This window comes from Mesorhizobium sp. LNHC252B00 (assembly GCF_000502955.1).
In the GTDB taxonomy this organism is placed as follows: Bacteria; Pseudomonadota; Alphaproteobacteria; order Rhizobiales; family Rhizobiaceae; genus Mesorhizobium.
This window is the reverse complement of the sequence record NZ_AYWO01000004.1, coordinates 74578-91862: the sequence shown is the minus strand read 5'-3', so window position 1 is coordinate 91862 and position 17285 is coordinate 74578. Positions and strand designations below refer to the sequence as shown.

The following is a 17285-nucleotide window of genomic DNA, read 5'->3' as shown; positions in this document are numbered from 1 at the left end:
GGGCTGCTCTGCCGAACCGAATTGTTTGTGTCTGCCAGTTGGCTGGGGAGCGCGGTCTACCGCATGCTCCCGCAAAGGGAAACCACTTTTCGGGAAAAGTTCTAAAGCGTGTCGTGTTTGAACGGATTCAGGCGACGCGCTTTAGGTTCTCGATTCGATGCATGTCGTTCTCCCAAAACCGGGGCCCACTTTTGGGCGATATGCATTAGTCTCGCCGGAAGATCAGCCTTCCGAGCCAGCCGGTCAGCATGGCTAGCGATATCGCGAAGACGCCGTAAAGGAAGGAATAATTGTGCGCGACACGGAAGATCGACTGTTCAAAGCCGGATTTGCGGATTTCGAGCTGGGCCGAGCTTTCCTTGATGAACAGCCCGCTCTTGAACAGGAAGGCGCGCGCCTTGTGGGTGCCGACCGGAACGTTCGGCGCCAGCCTGACGGTGGCGCGGAACAGGTTCTGCGACAGGAATTGCACGCCGCCGACATTCTCGCTGTAGAGGCCGGTCGCCGACTTGCGCTCCCGCAGCGCCGCGGTGAATTCCTCGATCGTCGCCGGGCTGTCGCCGGGATCGGCGGGTTGCATGTAAAGGTTGGAGGCGCCGAGCGACAGCTGCTTATAGCTGTTCGGCTCGGTGATGTCCTGCAGCGGCCGCGTCGTCGCCACCGAATAGGACACCGGCACGTTCTCGAAGGTCTCGGAGTCCAGATTGATCCAGACGCCGAGAACCCGGTCCTTGCGGCGCACGACCACCGGTTTGGGCGGCCCTTCGAGCACGACGATGACATCGTAGCGGCCCTGGCGCGCCACGAGTGGATCGGGATTTTCCAGCGAACCGAAGATGGTCAGGTCGGCGCCGGAAAAGCCGGCGGTGATCGAGACATTGTCGGTGGAGAGCCCGATCTGGATGCCTTCCGTCATCGGGACCTGTGCCTTCGCCGGCACGGCGGCCGCAAGCAGCGACAGGAAAATGGCTGTTGCGAACGCGTTCGGAGCCCTCATCAGTTGAGGCCCGCGGCAGACAGCGAATAGAGGTTGGGCGGGGTGACGAAGAGACCGATGGCCAGTCGTATCGCTACCGCCAGCACCAGCACCGCCAGCAAGGCCCTGAGCTGTTCGCCGCGCAGCCTCTGGCCGGCCTTGGCGCCATATTGCGCACCGGCCACGCCGCCCGCCATCAGCAGGAAGGCCAGCACGACGTCGACCGTCTGGTTGGTGGTGGCGTGGACCAGCGTCGTATAGGCGGAGGTAAAGATGATCTGGAACAGCGATGTGCCGATAACGACATTGGTCGGCACTTTCAGGAGATAGATCAGCGCCGGCACCATGATGAAACCGCCGCCGACGCCCATGATCGACGACAGGAAGCCGATGCCCGCGCCAAGGCCAAGCACCGGGATGACGCTGACGAACAGCTTTGAGGCCCTGAAGCGCATCTTCAACGGCAAGCGATGGATCCAGTTGTGCTGCCCGGATTTCTTCAGCACTGGTGCCGCGCCGCTGCGCGTGGCACGCAAGGCATTGACGCTTTCGACCAGCATCAGCCCGCCGACGGTGCCAAGCAGCACGACGTAGAGCAGCGAGATGAACAGGTCGAGCTGGCCGAGGCGGCGCAGGAAGGCGAAGACGTAGATGCCGGCAGTGGAGCCGATGATGCCGCCGGCCAGCAAAACCCCACCGAGCTTGAAGTCGAGCGTCCCCCGCTTCATGTGCGAAAGGACGCCGGAGACGGAGGAGGCGATGACCTGGTTGGCGCCGGTGGCGACCGCGATCGCCGGCGGTATGTTGTAGAAGATCAAGAGCGGAGTGATCAGGAAGCCCCCGCCGACCCCGAACATGCCCGAGAGGAAGCCCACCGCCGCACCCATGGCCAGCAGGACGAAGACGTTGACGGAAATTTCCGCGATCGGGAGATAGATGCCCACCCGTCAGTCTCGATCAGTTCTGCCTGTCGGTGAATGCAACCGTTGCGGGCATCTTGGACCGACAAGCCAATTCGTTCTTGCGCCGGAGGTGCTGCGAAGTCAAACCGCGCTACGCCGCCGAAACAAAAAACATCTCAATCAGTTAACAGGCAAATGTGTGGCAAGGGCGTCGTGGAAGCGACGCCTCTGCCGTTATTTGCGCGCCAGCAGCGCCTTGACCAGTTTTTCATCGACCGCGCCGGTCGCCGGCATCTTGTTATCTGTCTGGAAAGCCATGATCGCGATCTTGGTCTTCTGGCCCATCTTGCCGTCGGCGCCGCCGGCGTCATAGCCATTCTTGTTGAGAATGCGCTGGATATTCTGGACGGCCTTCATCATGTCGATGCTGGCGGTCGTCTGCGGTGCGCCGTTCTGCCAGGATTCGGGAACGTCGGCCGAATTGGCTGCCGCGTCCAGCGGCTTGGCCTTCCACAGTTCGACCGCGGCGCGGGCACGTTCGAGCTGCTCGGGCCGCAGCGCATTGGCGATCTCGTCACGCTTGGCCGCCGCATCCTTGTCGCCGGTCTTGGCGACGAGCGCGAACCATTTGTAGGACTCTTCGAGGTTCTGCTTCATGCCGACGCCCTTGGCGGCGAGGATGCCGAGGTTGAACTGGCTGTCCTTGACGCCGACGTCGGCCGCCGCCTGGAACCAGTGCGCGGCCGATTCATTGTCGGTCACGCCGTCCGCGGCCATGGCGAACAACACGGCCAGATTGTGCATGCCGCTGGCGTTGCCCTGCTCCGCGGAAAGCTGGTACCAGGTCTTCGCCTTCTTGATGTCGCGCGCGACGCCGATGCCCTTTTCGTAGAAATTGCCGATGCGATATTCGGCCGGCGCAAAGCCGAGCTCCGCTGATTTCTCGTACCATTTGGCCGCTGCCACCATATCTTCCTTGACACCGCGCGCCTCGGCATAACGCGAGCCGATCTCGAACAGCGCCTTGGCATCGCCACTGGCGGCGGCGTCGCGCAAAGCGTCCGGGCCGGCGTCAGCTGGAATGTCGATCTTGGCCGTGGTCGCCGCCGGTGAAGCGTCCGTCGGCGGAACCGCGCCCGTAGTGTCCTTGGCTGTGGCCGGCTGGGCCGCCATCGGCTGGGTGCCGGTGTCGGCATCGGTTGCATCCGTGGCGGTTGAAACAGTCGGGGCCGGGGCGGTTGTGGCCGGCGCAGCCGAAGCTGTCGTTTCGAACATCGCCGCGCTGGCATCGACGGGCGCAGGAAGCGGCTCGGCTGCTGGCGCGGCCGTCGACGGATCGGCGCCTGGCGGCGTGGTCATCGTGCTTTGCGCCGCCACGTCGTCCTTGGTTGCCGGTTCGGACGGCTCGGCTGGTCTCACGCCACGATCCGGCGCGCTTTCCACTGCCGTGGGGTGAATATCGGTCTTTGGCTGGCCAGCTGCATCGAATGAGGCGGTTTTCACCGACTGCGAGGCGACGATCGGCGCGACATCGTTGCTTGCCACCTGGGCGGGATCGGCGAAAAAGGCCTTGCCCAGTTGCAAGGCGCCCAGCGCCAGCAAAATCGCGGTTGTCCCCATCAGGATCGGCTTGCGCCGAGCCTTGAGCAGGTCGCCGATCCGCAGCGCCTTCACCGGTCCGGTCATCGTCGACTGGCGTTTCAGCGCATCGGCCTCGGCAGCCGCAGCTTGCGCCGCGCGCCGGGCCGCGGCGATGAAGTCCGATTTCGCGGCATCGGTGTCGCTGGGCTTGGCCGGCTGGCCGCGCTCGTCGCGCACGCGCTTCATGATGGCGTTGAGGTCAGGTGCGCCCGAGCCCGGCTCCAGCGGCCGATTGGCCATTCTCGGATCGAGCGGCTCGTCGAGATCGACGCTCGGTATTGGGGTGCTCGGCGCCGAGCCGGCCAGTGGCGGAATATCCGCTTCCTTCTTGCCCTTGAATGCGCGGGCCAGCCCGCCGAAGATCGATCTGAGGCCCGCTTGTTCGTTCTTTTCGGAACCCGTGTCGGAGCCCAGCGCAGCCATGGCGGCGGCAGCGGCGGCCTCGGCTGGCGTGCGGGTGCCGACACCGTGGCCGCCATGCGTGCCCAGGCCGCCATGCGTGCCCAGGCCGCTGAGAGCTTCCGGCTCATTGCGCAGGCTGGAGGCGGCGCCATCGAGATCCGCCATGTCCCCAGTCAATGGCAAGGGCTGATCGATATCCATCGACGGCGGCTCGACGGCCATCTTGGGTCGCCGTGCGCCGCGCCAGTTGCTCGGTTCGGCCGAAGCAGCGTCCAGCAATTCGCTCATCGCCTCGACCGGCTCGCTAGGTTCCAGCGAACCAAGCCGGTCGACGATCTTGAGCAACGTGTCGTGGATGGCCTCGAACGTTCGCGAATTGCGCTCGTCGGAGCGCCGCGTCAGCGTTTCAAGCGTCTTCAAATCCTGGGCAAGGCCGGAAACGGCCGTCGTGTTGGCACTCGAACCGGCCAACGATCGCACCGCGTTCTCGGCCGCTTCGCGCGCCGCGCCGAGGATGGAATCACGCGTTCCGGCCAGGGACTTCTCGATTTCGTCGAGACGTGGGCTGATGTCTTCGAATTCCGGCAGCGGCGTGCTGGGCTTGGAAAGATGGGCGGACAGGCCTGCGACCTGCGCCTCCAGGCTGCGGATCAGCGCCGGATCAATGCCGGCGACGTGCGCGGCCGACGCATCCAGCCGGCTTGAAATGTCTTCGAGCCGGCTTTCCAGGCCGCGGATCGCCGCTTCGCCCGCGGGATCGGGAACGCGCGTTTCCATGCGCTTGGCCAGTGCGGTGAAGCGGGCATCGATGGCGTCCATGATGCCGGCGCTGTCGATTTGCGGCATCCGCTGGTCAAGCCTGTCGGCAACCTCGTCAAGCCGGCGTTCGAGATCGCGAAACAGCATGTTGCCCTGTTCGATGGCGTCGCCCTGGCGGCGTTCCATCATGACCGACAGCACGTCGAAGCGTTGATCCAGGCCGTGGAAGATGTAGTCGGCGTCAGGCATGGTAGGCGCCTGGTCGATCTTGTCGGCGATGAGTGCGATCTGCTTGGCCAGGCGCTCCATAGCCTGCTCGGGCAGATTGGCTCGGCCGGCGAGTTCGTCGACCCGGCTCGACAGAGTGCTTAGCCGGTCCATGACCGCGTTGCCGGGACGATCCTGCGCCACTTCCTCTATCTGCTGGGCAAGCGAGTCGATCCGCTTCTCGATGCGCTCGAAAGCCTCGTGGTCGAATGAATTGGCTTGTGCCGCTACCGTCGAGGCAACGATGGCGCGGGAAATCTCGTCCAGCCGCTCGTCGATCAGGCCAAGCGTGTCGCTGCCGCGGTTGTCCTGCTGGCTGGCGAAATGGTCGACGGCGCCGGCAAGTGCGCGCACCTTCTCCTCCAGCGAACGCAGCGACAGCGATTCTGGCAAGTTGTTGACGGCGTTGCTGATCTGCTCCAGCCGGTCGGTCAGGACAGACAGGCCGGGGTCGTCCGAACGCTTGCGTTGGTCGGCGTCGACACGGTCTTCAAAAGCCGTCCAGCGGCGATCGAAATCGTCCCAGCGGCGGTCGACCCTCTGCACGCTCTCTTCGCGCGCCAGCGTGTCGAGCGCGGCTTTGACCTGCTCGAGTTCGAGCCGCAGCATGTTGACGCTTCTGTCGTCGCTCTTCTCGGCCAGCGTCTGGATGGCACCGGAAAGCCGCTCGAATTCAAGTCCGAGTTCGGCACTGCCCTTGGCCTGGGTACCGGGCTTGGCACCTGACTGGAAAGCCCGCTCGATGTCCTTGCGCAGTGCTTCGAATTCACGCTGCAGCCCTGATGTCATCTGGTGGCGCAATTCCTCGCGCATGCCGCGCAGTTCGCCGGCGATCTTGCCGACCATGGCAACGCCGTCTTCCTGGCCGCGCACGCGATCGATGTCGCGGGCAATGGCCTGGTAGTTCTGCCCGAAAGCGGCGGCTCCCTGCATCTGGGTCTTCGGGCGCGGCGCGGCCTGCGGATCCTCATACCAGCGCTGCTGGCTGGCAGGTCGGGCGGCGGGATAACGCGCGTCGGCGCCATATTGACGGGGATCTGGACGTGCCATCGGGTCCTCGCGCGTGCGCTCCAGCCGCTGCTCCAGCGTCTCCAGCGACTGGTTCAACTGCTCGAGCGTGGTCTGCGGCCTGCGCTGCCTGCCGGCGTTGAGTGTATCGAGATAGGACCGCTTGCTGTTCATAGGTGCGTCCGTCTTTCAGAATGGCTGGCTCGTGGCCAGTTCCCCCAAGTCTCTGTCGGAACGAAGGCGACCGGCGACAATGCCGCGGTGGAAGACGAGCTTCCCAGGTTACCACCCGCGCTCCGAAAAACCGTGAAAAATTCGATACAGGATAAACACGGGTAGCCGACGCGCCCACATTTCGCCCAACGTGGTAAACAACGCGTTAACCAAACTTAAGAAGTTGCAAGGATGTTGGATGTCGGCCTGACAGTGCGGCATAAAGTTCGGACCGCAGAACGCCCTTGCGTCACAAGGCGGCAATCGGTATAGAATTGACGTAAACGTAAAAGGCGCGTCGAGCGTGCCGTTTTGCGATTTGTTTGTTGAAACCACGACTGGAAGCAGGCCCCCGCTTTCCAGTCAGGCGACGCACGGTCCAGGAGACCGCGACGCCACCAGACGGGGAAAGCCAGTGACCATGAAGCTTATCTCGGCCGGCGAGACCGCGGCCAATACCAATATGTCTGTCGAAGCCGGCGAGGACCTTGTCCGCATCGGCGAGATGGCGAAAAAATACGGAGTGACGCTGCGCACGCTGCGTTTCTACGAAGACAAGGGCCTGCTCAACCCGCAGCGTGACGGTTCGACCCGTCTCTACACGCGCCGCGACAAGGCCCGGCTGAAGCTGATCCTGCTTGGCCGCAAGGTCGGGTTCTCGCTGCGCGACGTCAAGCAGATGATGGATCTTTACGATCCGACTGGTTCAAACACCAAGCAGCTGCGGCTGGCGCTGGACAAGTCGGAAAAGCAGCTTGCCCGTCTGCAGAAGCAACGGGCGCTGATCGATGACGCCATTAGCGAGCTGAGCGCCTCGATGTCGGCGGTGCGCCAGATGCTGGCCGAGCGTTCGGCACCACAGGCGAGCATCGCTCGCTAAAGCAATTTCGGGAGAAGTGTGAAACGGTTCTCTCGGTAAGCGCATAGCGTTTCCCCTTGGGAATTGCGCGACGCCTAAAGTCATCCGCTGACGATCAAAGCCGCGTGGCAATGCCGCGCGGCTTTTCGTTTTCTCGCCTCCCGACCCATAGGGTTTCGGCTCGTGCGCTGCCGCGCCGCTACGCTCATTGCTGCGATGGGCGGGAAATCTTTTCGCACCGAAAAATTGACGTTTACGCAAACGTCAATTTTTGCTATCCAGCTTTCAACATCGGTCCGCATGCCGCCCCTGGCCGTCATCGGGGCGTTCGGACCGGGTTCGCAGGGTGGAGAAAACGCATGCCGACATACAGGGCTCCGGTCCAGGATACGCTGTTCGTGCTCAACGAGGTGCTGGGCTACCAGCGCTATTCGAACCTTCCCGGATTTTCCGACGCCACCCCCGATGTGCTCGAGGCGATCCTCGCCGAAGGCGCCAAGCTCGCCGAAAACGTCATGCACCCGTTGAACCGTGTCGGTGACATGGAAGGCTGCGTTCGTCATGATGATGGCTCGGTGACGACGCCGAAGGGCTTCAAGGAGGCCTTCGACCAGTATCGCGAGGGTGGCTGGATGGGACTGGCCGCACCGGTCGAGTTCGGCGGCCAGGGTCTGCCCTACGCCGTACACACTGCAGTCTCCGAATACATGGTCTCGGCCAACATGTCGCTGATGATGTATCCCGGCCTGACACAAGGCGCGATCGCGGCAATCATCACCCACGGCACCGACGAGCAGAAGGCCAAGTGGCTGCCCAGGATGATCGAAGGCGTCTGGACCGGCACCATGAACCTGACCGAGCCGCACTGCGGCACCGATCTCGGCCTGCTGCGGACCAAGGCGGTGCCGAATGGCGATGGCACCTACAAGATTTCAGGTCAGAAGATCTTTATTTCGGCCGGCGAACACGACATGTCGGACAACATCGTCCATCTGGTGCTGGCCCGCATCGAGGGCGCGCCGGAAGGCGTCAAAGGCATCTCGCTGTTCATCGTGCCTAAACTCAAGCTCGATGCATCGGGCAATCCAGGCGACAGGAACACTGTCTCCTGCGGCTCGATCGAGGAGAAGATGGGCATCCACGGAAATTCGACCTGCGTCATGAACTATGACGAGGCGCAAGGCACGCTGCTCGGCGAGGCCAATGGCGGCCTGAAGGCGATGTTCACGATGATGAACGAGGCACGCCTTGGCGTTGGCCTGCAGGGACTGTCGCTGTCGGAGATCGCCTATCAGAACGCCGTTGCCTACGCCAAGGACCGCCTGCAGGGGCGCTCGCTGTCTGGGCCCAAAGCACCGGACAAAAAGGCCGACCCGATCATCGTCCATCCCGACATCCGCCGCAGCCTGATGACCATGAAGGCGTTCAACGAGGCCGGCCGCGCGCTGGCGCTGTGGACGGCGATCAAGTCGGATGTCGCCCACCGCGCCGGTGACGACAAGGATCGTCAGGCGGCCGACGACTACACCGGCCTGATGACGCCGGTGGTCAAGGGCGTGCTTACCGACAAGGGTTTCGACCATGCGGTCATGGCGCAGCAGGTGTTTGGCGGTCACGGCTACATCGAAGAGCATGGCATGAGCCAGTTCGTGCGCGATGCCCGCATCGCCATGATCTATGAAGGCGCCAACGGCATCCAGGCCCTCGACCTCGTCGGCCGCAAGCTCGGATTGAACGGCGGCCGCGCGGTGCAGGCCTTCTTCAAGGAGGTCGGCGAATTCTGCGAGGAAAACCGCGCCGACGATAAGATGGCGCCGTTCACCAAGGCACTGAAGAAGGGCCTCAACGACCTGCAGGCCGCCACCATGTGGCTGGTGCAGAACGGCATGGCCAAGCCCGACAATGCGGGCGCCGCCTCGACCGACTATATGCATCTCTTCGGCCTTGTGGCGCTGGGCTACATGTGGGCGCAGATGGCCAAGGCGGCACTTGGCAAGACGGACGCCAATGGCGCTCAGTCGTTCTACGACAACAAGGTCGTGACGGGGCGCTTCTTCATGGAGCGGATCATGCCGGAGACATCAGCGCATCTCGCCCGCATTTCGAGCGGCGCCGACACGTTGATGGCACTGCCGGCGGAAGCGTTCTAAAAGATGGTTCCCCTCCCTTGAGGGGAGGGTGGCCCGAAGGGCCTGGTGGGGCCTGCGTGAAGCGCGCCGACCTCAATTCTGAAGATGCGCTCTGGGAGGAGTATCGTACCAGCATGACCAACCCAGCCGAAATCCTTGGCCTTCCCAAGCCCGCCTGGGCAGCGGACGAGGTCGGCATGCTCTACGACATGGCGCACCGCTTCATGTCGGAAGAGATCGCGCCGCGCTACGACGAGTTCGAGAAAAATGAGATGGTGGATCGCGAAAGCTGGCTGAAGGCCGGTGCGGCCGGCCTGCTTTGCGCCTCGATGCCGGAGGAATATGGCGGCTCGGGCGGTACCTTCGCGCATGAGAGTGCCATCATCGAGGCTATCGGCCATGTCGGTGTCGATGGCTTCGGCATCGGCCTGCACAACTCGATCGTCGCCCCCTACATCCTCCATTACGGCTCCGAAGAGCAGAAGAAGAAATGGCTGCCGAAGCTGGCGACCGGCGAGTTGATCGGCGCCATCGCCATGACCGAGCCCGGCGCCGGCTCCGACCTGCAGGGCATCAAGACGCGAGCGCAGAAGGATGGCAACCAATACAAGATCAACGGTTCAAAGACCTTCATCACCAACGGCCAGCTTGCAAACTTCATCATAGTCGTCACCAAGACCGATCCGGAGAAGGGCGCCAAGGGCACCTCGCTGATCGTCGTCGAGACCGACGAAGTCGAGGGTTTCCAGCGTGGCCGCAACCTCGACAAGATCGGCCTGAAAGCCAACGACACCTCGGAGCTGTTCTTCAACGACATGCGCGTGCCGACTTCAAACCTGCTCGGCCACGAGGAAGGGCAGGGCTTCGTCCAACTGATGCAGCAATTGCCGCAGGAGCGGCTGCAGATCGGCACCGGCGCGATCGCCATGATCGAGCGGGCGCTGGCGCTGACCATCGACTACGTCAAGGAGCGCAAGGCGTTCGGCAAGGCGATCATCGATTTCCAGAACACCCAGTTCAAGCTGGCCGAGCTCAAGACCGAGGCCACCATCGGCCGCGTCTTCTACAATGATTGCGTCACCCGCCACATCGCTGGGGGCCTCGATCCGGTGACCGCGTCGATGGCCAAGTACTGGCTCAGCGACCTGCAGGGAAAAGTCGTCGACGAATGCCTTCAATTGCATGGCGGCTATGGCTACATGAATGAATATCCGATCGCCCGCATGTTCCGCGACGCCCGCGTCCAGCGCATCTACGGCGGCACCAACGAGATCATGAAATTGCTGATCGGACGCTCGCTCTAATGCATGTCGCCCAAAAGTGGTTCCGGTTTTGGGAGATCGACATGCATCAATCTAAAACCGTCGGATAAACCAAGGAGCAAGAGATGGCCGAAGCTTATGTCTATGACGCCGTGCGCACGCCGCGGGGCAAGGGCAAGAAGGACGGATCGCTGCACGAGGTGCCGGCGGTTCGGCTTGCCGCCAAGACGCTCGAGGCGCTGCGCGACCGCAATGGGCTGGACACCGGCACTGTCGACGACATCATCTTCGGCTGCGTCGATCCGGTCGGCGAGGCGGGCTCGGTCATTCCGCGCGCTGCCGCGTTCGAGGCCGGCTACGACACCAAGGCGCCGGGCATGCAGATCTCGCGCTTCTGTGCCTCGGGGCTAGATGCCATCAATTTCGGCGCCGCCAAGATCGCGCAGGGCGCCGACGAGATCGTCATCGCCGGCGGCGTCGAATCGATGTCGCGCGTCGGCATGGGCGCCTCCGGCGGCGCCTGGTTCATGGATCCCTCGGTCGGCCTGCCCGGCTGGTTCGTGCCGCAAGGCATCTCCGCCGACCTGATCGCCACCAAATACGGCTTCAGCAGAGACGACGTCGACGCCTATGCGGTCGAGAGCCAGAAGCGCGCCGCAAAATCCTGGGCCGACGGCCGCTTCAAGAAGTCCGTCATTCCGATCAAGGACCAAAACGGCCTGACCATCCTGGACCATGACGAGCATATGCGCCCGTCGACCGACATGCAGTCGCTGGCCTCGCTCAACCCGTCCTTCATCATGCCTGGCGAAATGGGCGGCTTCGATGCCGTCGCCGTGCAGAAGCATCCTGAGGTGGAAGAGGTCAACCATGTCCACCACGCCGGCAATTCGTCCGGCATCGTCGACGGTGCGGCGGCCGTGCTGCTCGGGTCGAAGAAGGCCGGCAAGGCGATGGGTATCAAGCCGCGCGCCCGCATCCGCACCTTCGCCAACATCGGCTCCGAACCGGTGCTGATGCTGACCGGTCCGGTCGACGTCACCGAAAAGCTGTTGAAGCGCGCCAAGATGAAGCTGTCCGACATCGACCTTTTCGAGCTCAACGAGGCCTTCGCCTCGGTGGTTTTGCGTTACATGCAGGCGTTCGACATTCCGCATGACAGGATCAACGTCAATGGCGGCGCCATTGCCATGGGCCATCCGCTCGGCGCCACCGGTGCGATGATCTTGGGCACTGTGCTGGACGAACTCGAGCGTCGTGATTTGAACACCGCCCTGGTGACACTGTGTATCGGTGCCGGCATGGGCACCGCAACGATCATCGAACGCGTCTGACGGGGAGAGAAACGATGAGCTATACAAATTTCACCCTCGACGTCGACGCCGACGGCATTGCGCTTGTCACCTGGGACATGCCGGGCCGATCGATGAATGTCTTCACCGAAGAAGCCATGCGGGAACTGAACGCCATCGTCGATCACGTGACGGGTGACGCCGCCATCAAGGGCGCGGTGATCACCTCCGGCAAGGATACCTTCTCCGGCGGCGCCGACATCACACTGCTGCAGAAGATGCTGACCACGTTCGCCGCTGAAAAGGATAAGGACGCCGAAAAGGCCACCAAGGCGCTGTTCGACAATGCCGGCATGATGACCGGCCTGTTCCGCAAGCTGGAAACTTGCGGCAAGCCATGGGTGTCGGCGATCAACGGCACCTGCATGGGCGGTGCCTTCGAGATGTCGCTGGCCTGCCACGGACGCGTTGCCGCCGACAGCGACAAGGTCAAGATGGCGCTTCCCGAGGTGAAAATCGGCATCTTCCCGGGCGCCGGCGGCACCCAGCGCGTGCCGCGCCTGACCGATCAGCAGCAGGCGCTGCAGATGCTGACCTCCGGCCAGACGCTGTCGCCGCAGAAGGCCAAGTCGATGGGTCTGATCCATGAGATCGCCGAGCCCGCCAAGCTGGTCGATACCGCCAAGGCGATGATCAGGAATGGCTTGAAGCCGGTGGCGCCGTGGGACGAGAAGGGCTTCAAACTGCCCGGTGGCCAGATCTATTCGCCCGCCGGCTTCAATCTGTGGCCGCCGGCCATCGCCATCCTGCGTCGCGAGACCTATGGCAACTATCCGGCGGCTGCCGCGATCCTCAAATGCGTCTATGAAGGCCTGCTGGTGCCGTTCGACACCGCCTTGCGTATCGAGCAGCGCTATTTCACCGAGATCATGCAGACCAGGGAAGCGGCGGCGATGATTCGCTCGCTGTTCGTCTCGCTGCAGGAACTGAACAAGGGCGCCCGCCGCCCGGCCGGCGTGCCGGAAACCAAGTTCAAGAAGATCGGCATTCTCGGCGCCGGTTTCATGGGCGCCGGCATCGCCTACGTCACCGCCAAGGCCGGCATCCCGGTTGTGCTGCTCGACCGTGACATGGAGTCGGCCGCCAAGGGCAAGGCACATTCCGACAGTCTGATCTCGGATCAACTGAAGAAGGGCCGCGCCAAGCCCGAGGAGAAGGACAAGTTGCTGTCGCTGATCACGCCGACAGCCGACTATGCAGACCTTGCTGGCTGCGACCTGGTGGTCGAGGCGGTCTTCGAGGATTCAGGTGTCAAGAAGAGCGCCACCGAACAGGCGGAGGCCGTGTTGAAGCCATCGGCGATCTTCGCGTCGAACACCTCCACCATCCCGATCTCGGCGCTGGCCAAGAATTCGGCGCGGCCAAAGAATTTCATCGGCATCCACTTCTTCTCCCCTGTCGACAAGATGATGCTGGTCGAGATCATTTTGGGCAAGAAGACAGGCGACAAGGCGCTGGCCACGGCGATCGATTTCGTCCGTGCCATCAAGAAGACGCCGATCGTCGTCAACGACACGCGCGGCTTCTATGTCAACCGCTGCGTGCTGCGCTACATGTCGGAAGCCTACAAGATGCTGATCGAAGGCGTTCCGGCGCCGATGATCGAGAATGCCGCGAAGGCCGCCGGCATGCCGGTCGGACCCCTGGCGCTGACCGACGAGACGGCCATCGACCTTGCCCAGAAGATCATGAAGCAGACCATCAGGGATCTCGGCGACAAGGCGGTCGATCCGAAGCAGATGGCGCTGATCAACACCATGGTCGACGATCACGGCCGCTTTGGCCGCAAGAACGGCAAAGGTTTTTACGATTATCCCGCCAAGCCGGCCAAGAAGAAGCTGTGGCCGGGACTCAAGGAGCTCTATCCGCAGCTTGCGCCCGAGAAGGTCGATTATGAGGAACTGCAGCAGCGGCTGCTGGTCACCATAGCGCTGGAAGCGGCCCGGGTTATGGAAGAGGGTATCGTCACCGACCCGCGCGAGGCCGATGTCGGCTCGATCCTGGCCTTCGGTTTCGCGCCCTACACCGGCGGCGCGCTGTCATATATCGACGGCATCGGCGCCAAGGCATTCGTCAAGATCACCAAGGGCTTGCAGAAGAAATACGGCGCCGAGTTCAAGGCGCCCAAGCTGCTGCTCGACATGGCCGAGAAGGGCGAAAGCTTCTACGAGCGCTTCGATCCCTATACGAAGGGCGAGACCAGAAAGGCGGCGTGAGGCAGCCTTGCACTGTGGACAAGAGGATGGCTCCGGGTTAGAAGCGAAAAAGGTATTTTTTCCTGTTTGAAGGAGAGCAAGAATGCTCTCGCATGACCGTGTCTGGGCCGCCATCGATGCTCTTGCCGAGCGCTATTCGCTTTCGGCCTCGGGTTTGGCCAAGCGCGCGGGGCTCGATTCCACTGCGTTCAACAAGTCGAAGCGTCTGTCGTCGGACGGCCGGCCGCGCTGGCCTTCGACCGAATCGCTGGCCAAGATCATCGAGGCGACGGGCGCTTCGCTCGATGAATTCACCGGCCTGATCGAAGGCCGAGCCGCGACCAGCCATGCCGCCGCCCTTGCCCGCACACGCTCCGTGCCGTTGCTCGGTTTTGCCCAGGCGGGCGCCGGCGGCTACTTCGACGATGCCGGTTTTCCGGCCGGACAGGGCTGGGATCTGGTCGAACTGCCGGCGCAATCCACCGAGAACTCCTATGCGCTGCAGGTGCAGGGCGATTCCATGCTGCCGCTCTACCGCAATGGCGATGTCCTCATCGTCGAACCGGGCGCCATCACCCGCAAGGGCGATCGCGTCGTCGTCAAGACCACCGCCGGCGAGGTCATGGCCAAGGTGCTGGAGCGCCAGACCGTCAAGTCGATTGCGCTGGTCTCGCTCAATCCCGATCATCCCGACCGCGATATTCCCATGCGCGATGTCGAATGGGTGGCGCGGATCGTATGGGCAAGCCAGTAGGTCGGCTGGTGCGTCTCCTTCATGTTGCCCTTTCGGTTCTGATGGTCCCGGTGATGGTGACCATGGTCGTTACGGGCGGCCGCACGCTGAAAGGAAGCGACAGCGTTGTCGTGCTGGACCAGCTTGATGCGGGCGCCGACACGATTTCGCAGCAAGGCGCCGAGACGGTGCCCGACGAGCCGGCCACTTCGGCCATTTCAGATCCACAGCCGCCGAAGCTTGCGCCGCATTCGAGGGCGATCGATCCCGAGCTCGTTGCACCGCCTCAGCGTGCCGCCGAGGAACCGGAACGGGTCGAGCCGCGCGAGCCGCTGAGCAAGCTGGCCCTGGCCGTGCCGCCCAAACCGAAAATGCCCGACGACTGGAACGGCACAAAGCTGTTCCAGCCGGTCGCGCCGGCCGCCGGCCGGATCGAAGCGAAGGGTTACTCGATCGCGGTTTCCGGCATCGACATCGTCAGTCAGGACGAGGTTTGCAGTGATGACGGCAAATCCTGGCCATGCGGCGTCCGGGCGCGGACGGCGTTCCGTGCCTTCCTGCGCGGCCGTGCGGTGGTTTGCAGCGTACCGCCCGACGGTGGTCGCGACCTGATCGCCGCCGAATGCCGGATCGGCAAGCAGGATGTCGGTCGATGGCTGGTCGAAAACGGCTGGGCGCGCGCCGCCAACGGTGGACCCTATGTCGAGGCCGGCGACAAGGCACGCACGGCGAAGAAGGGCATTTTCGGATCGGCTCCCGATCTGTCCGGCATGCCGGCAATGCCGGCCGCGCCAAGCCCGGCGCCTCAGGCGCCGAGTTCGATCCTGGAAGAGGTGGACGGCGTTCTCAAGCCAGCTGACCAGCCAGCGCCCGCTCAATGAGCGCCCGCGTTTCGGCAATGCCATAGAGTGCTGCGAACGATCCGAAGCGCGGACCGCGCTCCTGGCCGATCAGCACCTGGTAGATCATCTGGAAAAAGGCACCAGAGACGCCGGGGCCGCCTTCCGGGCTTTGCTTGGAATGATCCTGATAGCGTTCGATCCTGCGTGCGACGTTGAGCGATGCGTTCTGGATCGCTTCGCCATTGGCGTCATCCGGCAGCGCGCCGAGCGCCGCGTCGAGAGCTTGCAATGCCTCGCGCTCGACTTCGTCGGCCGGACGGAAGGTTTTCGTCGGCTTCACGAAGTCGTCGAAATAGCGGATCGCGTGGCCGACCAACTGGTCGAGCTCGGGATGCGTCTCCGGCGTCACGCCTTGCGTGTGGCGTAAAATGAAGCCCCACAGCACATCCTTGTTCTGCGCGTTGGAGGCGCTGACCAGGTTGAGCAGCAGCGAGAACGGCACCGGCATGTCGATGGCGGGCGGGTTGCCGTCATGCATATGCCAGACAGGGTTGCCCAGCCGCTCCTTCCAGTCCTGCCGTGGATACGCGGCAAGGAAGGTGTAGTACTCGTCCACGGCGCGCGGGATGACATCGAAATACAGTTTCTTGGCCTGCCGCGGCCGCTGGTACATGTAGAGCCCGAGGCTTTCGGTCGGCGCATAGGTCAGCCAATCGTCGATGGTCAGCCCGTTGCCCTTCGACTTCGAGATCTTCTGGCCGTTCTCGTCGAGGAACAGTTCGTAGACGAAGTGCTCCGGAGCCCGTCCGCCCAGTATGTTGCAGATGCGGTCGTACACCACCGCATTGGTCTGGTGGTCCTTGCCGAACATCTCGAAATCGACGCCAAGCGCTGCCCAGCGCATGCCGAAATCCGGCTTCCACTGCAGCTTCACGCGGCCGCCGGTGATCGAAAGCGTGGTCTCGGTGCCTTCGTCGTCAAAGGTTATGGTGCCGGCCTTGGCGTCGACATGCTTCATCTGCACGTAAAGCACGCGGCCGCTCTTCGGTGAAATCGGCAGGAACGGGCTGTAGGTCGCCTGGCGCTCAGGGCCGAGCGTCGGCAGCATCACCGCCATGATCTGGTCATAGCGTTCGGCGGCGCGCAGCAGCATCGCGTCGAAACGCCCGGACTTGTAATATTGCGTCGCGCTGGCGAACTCGTAGTCGAAGCCGAACGTGTCGAGGAAGCGGCAAAGCATCGCGTTGTTGTTGTCGGCGAAGCTCGCATAGTCGCCGCCGAACGGATTGGGAACCGACGACAGCGGCTTGTGCAGATGCGGCTCGAGTGCGGCGCGGTCCGGCACGCTGTCGGGTATCTTGCGCATGCCGTCCATATCGTCGGAAAAGCACAGCAACTTGGTCGCAACCTTGTCCTGCGTCAGGACGCGGAAGGCATGGCGCACCATCGACGTGCGCGCCACCTCGCCGAATGTGCCGATATGCGGCAGGCCGGACGGTCCGTAGCCTGTCTCAAACAGGATCGTTTGGGGAAAGTCGGCGCCTTTGTAGCGTTCGATTATCTTTTTGGCTTCCTCGAACGGCCACGCCTTGCTCTCGGTCGCGGCGGCCAGCACCTCGGGATTGAGATCGATGATGTTTGATCCCGCCATGTCACTTTATCCAAATTGTCCACCGGCCCAAGTCATTTAAGGCGGGGGCCGGAGCAGGGGTTGTTCAATCCGGTCTCTAGGCGTGCATTGCCGG

The 17285-nt window shown here is 63.1% G+C and carries 11 protein-coding genes; 7 read left to right on the top strand and 4 right to left on the bottom strand.

The window, feature by feature from the left end:
* Positions 1-205: 205 nt before the first annotated feature.
* From X744_RS162235 to X744_RS162245, 3 genes are all read right to left on the bottom strand, one after another.
* Positions 206-997, bottom strand: a complete 792-nt coding sequence (locus X744_RS162235) for a TIGR02186 family protein (RefSeq protein ID WP_023758068.1) — start codon at positions 995-997, stop codon at positions 206-208.
* On the bottom strand, positions 997-1920 hold the full coding sequence (locus X744_RS162240; RefSeq protein WP_023758067.1) for a sulfite exporter TauE/SafE family protein: 924 nt from the start codon (positions 1918-1920) through the stop codon (positions 997-999). The genes X744_RS162235 and X744_RS162240 overlap by 1 nt, the downstream gene beginning before the upstream one ends.
* A gap of 192 nt (positions 1921-2112) precedes the next feature.
* Positions 2113-6129, bottom strand: coding sequence for a peptidoglycan-binding protein (locus X744_RS162245; RefSeq protein WP_023758066.1), 4017 nt, complete (start codon positions 6127-6129; stop codon positions 2113-2115).
* A 460-nt stretch (positions 6130-6589) separates the two neighbouring features.
* On the opposite strand from X744_RS162245, the gene X744_RS162250 reads away from it, so the two are divergent.
* The 7 genes from X744_RS162250 (at position 6590) to X744_RS162280 (ending at position 15579) form a co-directional block, all read left to right on the top strand.
* Complete coding sequence (locus X744_RS162250; RefSeq protein ID WP_023758065.1) at positions 6590-7048, top strand: MerR family DNA-binding transcriptional regulator; 459 nt, start codon at positions 6590-6592, stop codon at positions 7046-7048.
* A gap of 338 nt (positions 7049-7386) precedes the next feature.
* The gene (locus X744_RS162255; RefSeq protein WP_023758064.1) at positions 7387-9177 is read left to right on the top strand and encodes an acyl-CoA dehydrogenase; all 1791 of its coding nucleotides are present in this window, start codon (positions 7387-7389) and stop codon (positions 9175-9177) included.
* A gap of 113 nt (positions 9178-9290) precedes the next feature.
* Positions 9291-10460, top strand: coding sequence for an acyl-CoA dehydrogenase family protein (locus X744_RS162260; RefSeq protein ID WP_023758063.1), 1170 nt, complete (start codon positions 9291-9293; stop codon positions 10458-10460).
* An 83-nt stretch (positions 10461-10543) separates the two neighbouring features.
* The gene (locus X744_RS162265; protein WP_023758062.1) at positions 10544-11752 is read left to right on the top strand and encodes an acetyl-CoA C-acetyltransferase; all 1209 of its coding nucleotides are present in this window, start codon (positions 10544-10546) and stop codon (positions 11750-11752) included.
* Between the two features lie 14 nt (positions 11753-11766).
* Entirely contained in the window at positions 11767-13986 is a 2220-nt protein-coding gene (locus X744_RS162270; protein ID WP_023758061.1) for a 3-hydroxyacyl-CoA dehydrogenase NAD-binding domain-containing protein, read from the top strand.
* A gap of 82 nt (positions 13987-14068) precedes the next feature.
* A complete protein-coding gene (locus X744_RS162275) occupies positions 14069-14719 on the top strand; it encodes a helix-turn-helix transcriptional regulator (RefSeq protein ID WP_023758060.1) in 651 nt (216 codons plus the stop codon).
* 8 nt (positions 14720-14727) lie between these two features.
* Positions 14728-15579 (top strand): hypothetical protein, encoded by an 852-nt coding sequence (locus X744_RS162280; protein WP_031259779.1) that lies wholly within the window; start codon positions 14728-14730, stop codon positions 15577-15579.
* Here the strand turns inward: X744_RS162280 and X744_RS162285 are convergent.
* Complete coding sequence (locus X744_RS162285; protein ID WP_023758058.1) at positions 15545-17191, bottom strand: lysine--tRNA ligase; 1647 nt, start codon at positions 17189-17191, stop codon at positions 15545-15547. The two genes, X744_RS162280 and X744_RS162285, sit on opposite strands and share 35 nt — an antisense overlap.
* Between the last annotated feature and the right edge of the window lie 94 nt (positions 17192-17285).

What these genes read in the sequence shown, in the direction of transcription:
- X744_RS162235 (WP_023758068.1), bottom strand. Translation starts at nt 997, where the DNA reads ATGAGGGCTCCGAACGCGTTCGCAACAGCCATTTTCCTGTCGCTGCTT.
- X744_RS162245 (WP_023758066.1), bottom strand. Translation starts at nt 6,129, where the DNA reads ATGAACAGCAAGCGGTCCTATCTCGATACACTCAACGCCGGCAGGCAG.
- X744_RS162250 (WP_023758065.1), top strand. Translation starts at nt 6,590, where the DNA reads ATGAAGCTTATCTCGGCCGGCGAGACCGCGGCCAATACCAATATGTCT.
- X744_RS162255 (WP_023758064.1), top strand. Translation starts at nt 7,387, where the DNA reads ATGCCGACATACAGGGCTCCGGTCCAGGATACGCTGTTCGTGCTCAAC.
- X744_RS162260 (WP_023758063.1), top strand. Translation starts at nt 9,291, where the DNA reads ATGACCAACCCAGCCGAAATCCTTGGCCTTCCCAAGCCCGCCTGGGCA.
- X744_RS162265 (WP_023758062.1), top strand. Translation starts at nt 10,544, where the DNA reads ATGGCCGAAGCTTATGTCTATGACGCCGTGCGCACGCCGCGGGGCAAG.
- X744_RS162270 (WP_023758061.1), top strand. Translation starts at nt 11,767, where the DNA reads ATGAGCTATACAAATTTCACCCTCGACGTCGACGCCGACGGCATTGCG.
- X744_RS162275 (WP_023758060.1), top strand. Translation starts at nt 14,069, where the DNA reads ATGCTCTCGCATGACCGTGTCTGGGCCGCCATCGATGCTCTTGCCGAG.
- X744_RS162285 (WP_023758058.1), bottom strand. Translation starts at nt 17,191, where the DNA reads ATGGCGGGATCAAACATCATCGATCTCAATCCCGAGGTGCTGGCCGCC.